Raw genomic sequence first — 8686 nt, forward strand, 5'->3', positions numbered from 1 at the left:
CGATCGCCAGATCGTCAGCTCGATCGCTAAAATTTTCGATCGATCGGGTTTCGCACCGATCGCCGATCGTGCTATGATAAATTGCCTACGTTTGGAAAGGTGGCAGAGTGGTCGAATGCGTCCGACTTGAAATCGGATGAGGTGCAAGCTTCCGTGAGTTCGAATCTCACCCTTTCCGTTCTCAATTAGGGTTTAGGCTTTCGATGTTAGGGATTGAGGATCTAGTTATCGATCTTGTTCTCCATCAATCCCAATTCCTAATTACCAGTTTCGTGCAATAGTATAAAAAAGCACAGCGTTCGGTGACTGTTGATGTCCAGCGACTCAAACAATACCTATCGAGTCAAAAAAGTAGCTGTCGATCGAGTATTAACAAGTGTAGGGGTGAGATTGACGTCAGTCAATCAATTGGTAGCCGTTGCCGAGTCTCAAGTCAGCTATCGAATCGAACCCGCGCCGCCGGGATGTCCCCAGCTACCAGCGGATCTGAAGCTACGATCGTATCAACAACAGGCGATCGATAATTGGTTTCAAAATCAAGGTCGCGGTACGCTCAAAATGGCCACAGGCAGTGGTAAAACCATTACCGCACTCGCGATCGTTCATCAGTTGTATCGTCAAATCAGCCTCCAAGTTCTGATCATCATCTGCCCATTTCGGCATCTGGTGACGCAATGGGGGCGAGAGTGTGAAAAATTCCAGCTTCAGCCGATTCTCGCCTGTGAAAGTATCCACAAATGGCAGAGCAAATTTTCCTATCAACTCGCGCGAATTCATACCGGACAGCAACAATTTCTAACGATCGTCACTACCAACGAAACTCTCATTAGCCCAGGATTTCAATCCCAGCTCAAATACTTACCCGATCGCACCTTAATTATCGGCGATGAGGTACACAATCTCGGCGCGAAAAAGCGCGCAGATAGTCTCCCCCGCAAGATCGGTTTGCGCCTTGCCCTCTCAGCCACCCCCGAACGTCACTATGATGAGATCGGCACTCAAAATATCCGCGACTACTTTGGGGACATCTTACAGCCCGAATTTACGCTCAAAGACGCGATCGATTGTGGTGCGCTCGTGCATTATTTATATTATCCAATCCTCGTCGAACTGACGACCGCAGAGAGCGATCGTTATCTCCAGCTCACGCGGGCGATCTCGCGCAAACTCGTCTACCACAGTCAAAATCGCCAGGTTGGTGACAATCGATTCGATACCCCAGATCTGACCCCCTTACTGATGCAACGTGCCAGACTCGTCGGTGCTGCTGCTAATAAGCTGACAGCATTGAGAACGCTGATGCAGGATCGCCTGGATACCAGTCATACCCTGTTTTACTGTGGCGATGGGAGTAGCGACAGCACCCAACAACTAAATGCTGTGACTCATTTACTCGGCACCGATCTCGGTTATCGCGTCAATACTTACACCTCAACCACTTCGTTGATCGATCGAGAGCAACTCCGCCAGCAATTTGAATCCGGCGCGCTCCAAGGGTTGGTTGCCATCCGCTGCTTAGATGAAGGAATCGATATCCCGGCCATCAAACATGCCGTCATTCTCGCTAGCAGCACCAATCCCCGCCAATTTATCCAACGTCGTGGTCGAATTCTCCGGCCAGATCTGGGGAAAGAGCGCGCAACCCTATACGATATGCTCGTGTTGCCCCCCGAACTCGATCGAGAAACTTTGGAGATCGAACGCAGTTTACTCAAAAAAGAACTCCTCCGCCTGATTGAATTTGCAGATCTGGCTGATAACGCCGCCGCAGCCAGAACTCAACTGCTCGCACTGCAAAAACGCTACGGATTGCTAGATATATAACGATTATGTCCATCGATCGAATTTATGAACGATACTGGTGGTTTATTTGGCATCCTCGATCTGGGGGCGCACTATTACTTGCTCACCCCCAATCTAGATCGTAAAATCGATCGACCGAGTGCCGATATCCAAATTGAGACTATACCCAATTGGGATATTCCTGATTATGAAGAAGAGATTATTTATGACATCGACCTATTTGTAGCCGCTTGTTTGCCACAACTTTAACCGATCAATCTTAACTAGCTATGATTAGTGATGTTGTTTCGATCGATTGTGAATACGTTGCATTCGATCAAATAGTGATATACCAGGACATTAAACTAATCAAAGAGTTAGGACTATTATTCTCAAAATTCAGAGTAGGGGCAATTCACAAATTGCCCTTACTCTGAATGGTAAACGATCGAGAATTTAGACATCAGTGGTATCTTGTTCGGCAACTTTACCAAATAAGTAGCGATCTCCAATATATTTGAGAATCACCCTACCAAACTTCGGATCGTCCCTTTCCACCAGTGGTTTGACAACAACACCTTCCCTACCATGAGTGCCACCAACCAGCGAATCACCATCGGAGAATCCGCGAATAACTTCTAGTGAAAAAGCACCTTCATATACTAATGGCACTTGCTCTACTTGATGGCGATCGCATAAATTTTTAAAAACTGGATAATCGACATACTTACCATCCAACATCAGATCGAAGGCACGGAAATTCATTCTTTTCTCATCATAGGTATAAGCTTGAATACCTTGCCCGTAGACTTCACCGTATAAGATCGCTTGTTTGTGTCCTTGACTTTGTAAATCTGTTAGCAAGTTTTTGACACCAATTAAGGTGTGCGGAAACCAGTAAGTATTTGCCACAATCGTATTGGGATCTTCGGGTTCTTTGCGGCGCAAAGTTCTCGAACCCGCCATCATCGTTGGTTGTTCTTCTTCGGTATGCCACACAAAACCAACCCGGCTATTAGTGCCGTGAATTTTTTCTGTCGCGACAACTGCTTCACTAATCTGCAATAAGTTGGGGTAGCTACGCATATTTTCCAGATTTGTATATTTAGGGAAATACGGATCTTCTACGGCACTATCTCCGGCTTGAGCTTTAATCGGTGGGAAATATTTAGTTGCACCATAAAACTCCGACACATCTTCGCCCAACTTCATGCCCACTTCGGGATGAACGACCAAGCCGAATGATGGCTCCCCCCGTAGTTTGATCCGGTGAACTACCAAGACACGATCGCCATTAATATCAGTTTTTTCAGATAGATAAGTCGCCACATTCAAACGTTCGGCAACTTCTTTTGCCAATACAGTGCCCTGCTCGAAATAGACGACCAAATCGCCTGGTTGGTGGACGCCTTTTTTGACACACATTTGCCAACCTTGAACGGTGGCTAATTCTAAGGCGTCAGCATTATGATGCGGTTTAATCTCTAGGATTTCGCAGACTTCGACTTTAATAGTGCTCATATTTAATTTTATAGGTGCACTCAACTTTGTTCGGATCATTACGATCCGACTGTCACCAGCCTAACACAAGAATTAGGTTGGTCAGATAAAAATTATCTCTGTTAGGATGGTGAGTTACCGATCGTCAATCGCCTTGTTAACACCACAGCTAGTCAACTTCCACTTCCTGCAAATCGCGATCGATTGGCACAATTCAGATTAGACAGTCTGCATCCAATTTACACATAGATCCATCTGCGCGTGCATCATGTCAACATCAGCATGATATCGTCTCCCATGACCTGGTAAAACCCACTCAAAATCATACTTGGCTAACTTTTGCATCGATCGAATCTGTTCCGACCAGGAATACCAACAGAAATCTCGAAATCCACCCAGATGTCCGAGTTGACGACGAAAAGCGAGATGATCGCCTGTAAATAAGAACTTATTTTTGTACAAAAGCACCGTATGCCCTTTGCTATGTCCGGGGACAGGGATAATTGAGATATCGGGGATTAATTCAATCGGATCTATACCTTGCAATTGGCGTTCGACAGATTGCGTGTCGGCGGTAATATCGTCTTGATGCAGAAGGCGATCGCAACCAAAATGGTCGTGAAACTTCTGATGATCGGCAACGTCATCGCGATGGGTTAGATAGAGATATTTCACCCCACCCATTGCTGCAATTTGTTTGACCAAAGGTGGCGTGAATCGGGGCGAATCAATCAGAATATTGCCATCGGGATGTTGAATTAAATAACTCGCCGCCGCATAAGATTTTTCGGAATGATAACCGCAATGGTAAACATTCTCTTCAACTAAAATCGGGAACGATGCTTGGGCTTGCTTGATATCTTCCGGCTGATTAATAGTCCCGATCGATCCCGTCGGGCAGGATAATAAAGCTTGCATCGCTTGTAATCTTTCTTTGGGATCGATCGGCTGATGATAAACTGCCGACATCTCGCCCTGCCTGTCGAATACCGTCGGAGCCATCCACCGACAAGTATCGCAGTCGATACAACTACTATCTACATACAAATCGCCGTCGATATTTTCAGAACGTCTATTTGCTACGTGTGCCATGATGTACCTGCCATTATTTAGCAATTAATCAGATTGTTGGGTTTCGATTCACTCTATCCAACCTACAAAACTTTTGAGAAAAATCCCCTCCTGGGAGCGGAAAGTGCGGGAACAGGGGTTTCCCCGTCTTGACTCACCTTTGGACGGGGAACCCGTCCAAAGGTGAGTCGCTGCTTGGGTATGGGTCACGGATGGGGAACCCATCCGACCCAACTCCGCAAGTGGAGCACCTTTACAAGACAGGGGTGCCCGCAGGGTGGGGTGGGTAGATCTCCGCAGCAACTCAATTCACCTCTTCCAACCACTCCAAGATCGCCGGATTAACAACTTCTGGATACTCATCGTGAGGACAATGACCTGCATTGGGGATCGACACTACTCGCACGGGCTGTCCTGCATCCGCTAGCTCCCGATATACCTTCGCACCTTTTATCGGCGTCCACGGGTCATTTTCACCCCATAATACCAGCAGCGGTTTAGTGACTTCTGGCAATAACGACTCCGGTGTCGGCCCTGGGGGGGCGGTGAGAATCGAGGCAAAAACTTGCTGTGCGCCTGGATCGCAGGCTGGTTGATAAATAATGTCAATCAGTTCGTCGGTGACGGCTTCACGACGCGGATAGACTTGGTAGAGACTACTACGGATGCGAGATTTCTGACGGACTCGATCGAATAAAAATTTCCCAAAGGCTGGGGATGCGACGATATTCGTAAATATCCCCATCACATTTCGCAGTAGGAAGTTTAATTCATCAGGGCGATGATTCAATCCACCCGCGCAATTGATTAAGACGCCGCCCGCACTAATTTCGGGATGGTGCGCCACCAACATCAGACTGAGCAGAGCACCGATCGAGTTACCGACAAATACCGTCGGCTGGTTGATATACTCGTGCCAGAAGTCTACGACTAATTCTTCCCACAGTTCCATACTGTAGTCGATCGGAGCTTTAGCCGAGCCGCCAAATCCCAGTAGATCGATCGCGTAGATCTGATAGCCACCCGCCGCCAACACGGGGATATTCTTGCGCCAATGATCGATCGACGCACCAAATCCATGAATCAATAATAATGGTTGACCTGCACCGATGACTGTATATCTAACTTGATGTCCGCGCCAGTTCCAGGTGAGTTTTTCGGCACTACGAATGGGTGTCAGGGAGGGAATTACAGTCACGATCTAGATTTGGGATGATGTGGATATTTCTAGATCCTAATCAAAAAATTTGGGGAAGGGAAGGTGAAATTTCCGCCAAGCGATAGTTCTACTCACATCTCGCAGCAATGCATAAACGATCGCCGTTATCCCAATGGATAGATGTAGCTTAAATATTCGATCGATAATGAGGTAATTTTCATGATGATTCGGAAGCAACTGCTCGCACTAACTATTGGCTTAATCGCGATCGCGGGATTGACTCAGACTCCCGTTCGCGCCCAATCAGCACCAACACCAGAGATCGATCGAGTCGAAAATAGTCAAACCCAGTCTAGTCTCCCTGGTTGGATCTGGATGATCGGGAGTGTGGTATTACTAATTATTTTTCTCCCCAAAATTGGCTGGGTAATTGGCCTAATTTCTGTCGGTGAATCGGAAGCAGGGATTATTACCAAGAAATTTTCAACTAAAAGTTTACCGCCAGGGAGATTGATTGCTCTCAATGGGGAAGCTGGATTACAAGCCGATACTCTGCCCCCTGGTTGGCATTTTGGCTATTTCCCGTGGCAATACAGCATTCGCAAAGAATCGGTAGTCACGATTCCGCAAGATGAGATTGGTTTAGTCGTAGCTAATGATGGTCGATCGATTGCTGTCGATCGAATCTTAGGTCACAAAATCGACTGTGACGGCTTTCAGGATGCCCGCAAATTCCTGACTAGTGGTGGTGAAAAAGGCCGTCAAACAGACATTCTTACCACAGGAACTTATCGGATTAATACCGCTCTATTTACCGTGATTACTTCATTCAATTGCGGTAAATATGACATGGCACCAGCACAACTGCAACTCAAACAGATTGCCTCCGAGCGAGTGGGTATTGTAACGACGCTTGATGGTAAACCGATCGAAGCTGGCGAAATCGCTGGAGAATCGATCCCCCACCATGACAACTATCAAGACATCCAAAAATTTATCACCGCCAAAGGGCGACGGGGTTTGCAAGAGCAAGTCCTACTATCGGGTTCTTGGAATCTCAATCCCTGGTTTGTCCAAGTCGAACAGATCGAAATGACCGCAATCCCGATCGGGCATGTGGGCGTGGTAATTTCCTATGTGGGACAATCTCATCAAGATATCAGTGGTGCTGCTTTTACCCACGGGACGATCGTCTCCAAAGGGGATAAGGGGGTGTGGGGGGAGCCGATTTATCCCGGCAAACATCCCCTCAATCGCCGCGTGATGGAAGTTCAGCTCGTGCCGACGACTAATGTCGTCCTCAATTTTACCGGTCGATTTACGGGCAAACATGGCTATGACGCCGAACTCGAAGCCCTCCAACTGCTCTCTCACGACGGTTTTACCTTTGAGGTAGAGGTGTTCCAAATCATTCACATCGGTGCCCTGGATGCGCCCAAAGTGATTTCGCGCCTGGGTTCGATCCAAAACCTGATCGATCAGGTGTTACGCCCGATTGTCGCCAATTATTTCCGCAATGCCGCCCAGGAATACACAATCCTCGATTTCCTCACGGCGCGGAGCGAACGCCAAGCGGAAGCTGCCGAACACGTCCGCCAAGCCCTCAAGCAGTATGATGTCCAAGCGGTAGATACCCTGATTGGGATGATTAAACCGCCCCCCGCACTAATGCAGACGCTTACTGAGCGCAAAATCGCCGAGGAGCAGGAAAAAACCTATGAAGTGCAACGGGTTGCCCAAATCCAGCGACAGGAATTAGTCCGCGCCACAGCTTTAGCCGAGATCCAAAATCAAGTAATTACCGCCGAGCAAGGGGTAAACATTGCCGAACTTCAAGCCGCTGCCAAAGTCAAACATGCGGATGGGGAAGCTGAAGCAATCCGGTTGACGGGACAAGCCAAAGCAGATGCTTATAAGGCTGGTGTGGATGCGCTCGGCGGACAAGCTTACGCGGCACTCCAGATGATGCAAGTAGTCGGCGAACGCCAAGTCCGAATCGTACCGAATGTGTCGGTGACGAATACTAATGGTGGCGGGAATGGCATGGTGGACGCACTGATGGGGATGTGGGCGCAAAGTCAAACTGAAGCGGTGATTCCCGAAACCGATCCGGTGATTCGTGAAAGCGTGCGACAGCATCTAGAGTCGGAATCGCGGTAATGTAGTGATGCCAGATTTCCGTCTTACCGATCTTCTGCAACGTGACAAGATTCTGCCAGTAGTTCGCACGATCAATCTACTGGCAGCATTACTCCATGCTCGATTGCATCCGCGCGAGATTCACGGTCAAATTACACCCGATCGAGTGTTAATTAAATCGGAATATCCTTTGAAAATATCGATCTTAGCTCCAGACGCGATCGGGATCGATCCAGAATTTAGTGCGCCGGAATTAATCGCTCGCCAGGTGAGTAATCGTAGCGATATTTATAGTATCGGATTGATTACGATCTATCTATTGACTGGAGTTAGACCTTTTCAATTATTTGATGCAGAAGATCGCTGCTGTTGGCAAGATTATTGGCACCAATTTTCGCCAGTATCGGGGCTGAATTATCCTAAATTCATGGCGTTACTCGATCGCTCGATCGCTCTCAAACCAGCCTTGAGATTTGATTCGGTGAGAACAATGTTGGCCGCTTTGCAAGACTGTTATCCAGCACTGTCACCCCCGCCACCCAAGTGGCAATGTCGGCAGCTATTAACTGGATTGCCAGGTTTATTTACAGCAATTAACGCGATCGCGGTTAATGATTCAATTATTGCAACAGGTGGTGAAGATCGATCGATTCGACTGTGGCAGCTCGATACTGGCAACCAAATTGCGGTGCTAACCGGACATCGTAAATCGATTCGGACGCTGGCCATTCATCCCGTCCGCATGGACTTATTATATAGTAGTGGTCAGGATGGGATGATTAAATTATGGCAACTCGATCGGGCGATCGAATTAAAATCGATCGACAGTCAACAAGCTACTGTCAATCATCTCGCTATGAGCACCGATGGACAATTATTAATTACGGCGGGTAGCGATCGCACAATTAAAGTTTGGGATACAGATACTCATACACAATTAAATAGTTTCCGTCAGCATCGATTGGCAGTTAATGCAGTCGCCTTCAACCCAATTATTGCCCATGAAGTCAAGTTTGCCAGCGTTAGTAGCGATCG

At 47.6% G+C, this 8686-nt stretch carries 6 protein-coding genes, 1 tRNA gene and 1 pseudogene; 5 read left to right on the forward strand and 3 right to left on the reverse strand.

The window, feature by feature from the left end; translation table 11 throughout:
- Positions 1-93: 93 nt before the first annotated feature.
- The 3 genes from RMO27_RS10385 (at position 94) to RMO27_RS10395 (ending at position 2052) form a co-directional block, all read left to right on the forward strand.
- Positions 94-178 (forward strand) — tRNA-Ser (locus tag RMO27_RS10385).
- Between the two features lie 134 nt (positions 179-312).
- Positions 313-1824 (forward strand): DNA phosphorothioation system restriction enzyme, encoded by a 1512-nt coding sequence (locus RMO27_RS10390; RefSeq protein WP_309732073.1) that lies wholly within the window; start codon positions 313-315, stop codon positions 1822-1824.
- 24 nt (positions 1825-1848) lie between these two features.
- Complete coding sequence (locus RMO27_RS10395; RefSeq protein ID WP_309732075.1) at positions 1849-2052, forward strand: hypothetical protein; 204 nt, start codon at positions 1849-1851, stop codon at positions 2050-2052.
- 186 nt (positions 2053-2238) lie between these two features.
- Here RMO27_RS10395 and RMO27_RS10400 read toward each other — a convergent pair whose 3' ends face one another.
- The 3 genes from RMO27_RS10400 to RMO27_RS10410 form a co-directional block, all read right to left on the reverse strand.
- Positions 2239-3303 carry an RNA ligase family protein gene (locus RMO27_RS10400; protein ID WP_309732077.1) on the reverse strand — a complete coding sequence of 355 codons (1065 nt, stop codon included), beginning with the start codon at positions 3301-3303 and terminating at the stop codon, positions 2239-2241.
- Between the two features lie 198 nt (positions 3304-3501).
- Positions 3502-4374 carry an MBL fold metallo-hydrolase gene (locus RMO27_RS10405; RefSeq protein ID WP_309732079.1) on the reverse strand — a complete coding sequence of 291 codons (873 nt, stop codon included), beginning with the start codon at positions 4372-4374 and terminating at the stop codon, positions 3502-3504.
- A gap of 283 nt (positions 4375-4657) precedes the next feature.
- Complete coding sequence (locus RMO27_RS10410) at positions 4658-5551, reverse strand: alpha/beta fold hydrolase (protein WP_309732080.1); 894 nt, start codon at positions 5549-5551, stop codon at positions 4658-4660.
- 183 nt (positions 5552-5734) lie between these two features.
- On the opposite strand from RMO27_RS10410, the gene RMO27_RS10415 reads away from it, so the two are divergent.
- Both RMO27_RS10415 and RMO27_RS10420 read left to right on the forward strand, forming a co-directional pair.
- Positions 5735-7672 carry an SPFH domain-containing protein gene (locus tag RMO27_RS10415; protein ID WP_309732083.1) on the forward strand — a complete coding sequence of 646 codons (1938 nt, stop codon included), beginning with the start codon at positions 5735-5737 and terminating at the stop codon, positions 7670-7672.
- A 7-nt stretch (positions 7673-7679) separates the two neighbouring features.
- Positions 7680-8686: pseudogene (locus RMO27_RS10420) on the forward strand (hypothetical protein); the annotation flags it as partial.

Origin of the sequence: Chamaesiphon sp. OTE_75_metabat_556 (assembly GCF_031378165.1) — a bacterium.
GTDB lineage: Bacteria > Cyanobacteriota > Cyanobacteriia > Cyanobacteriales > Chamaesiphonaceae > Chamaesiphon.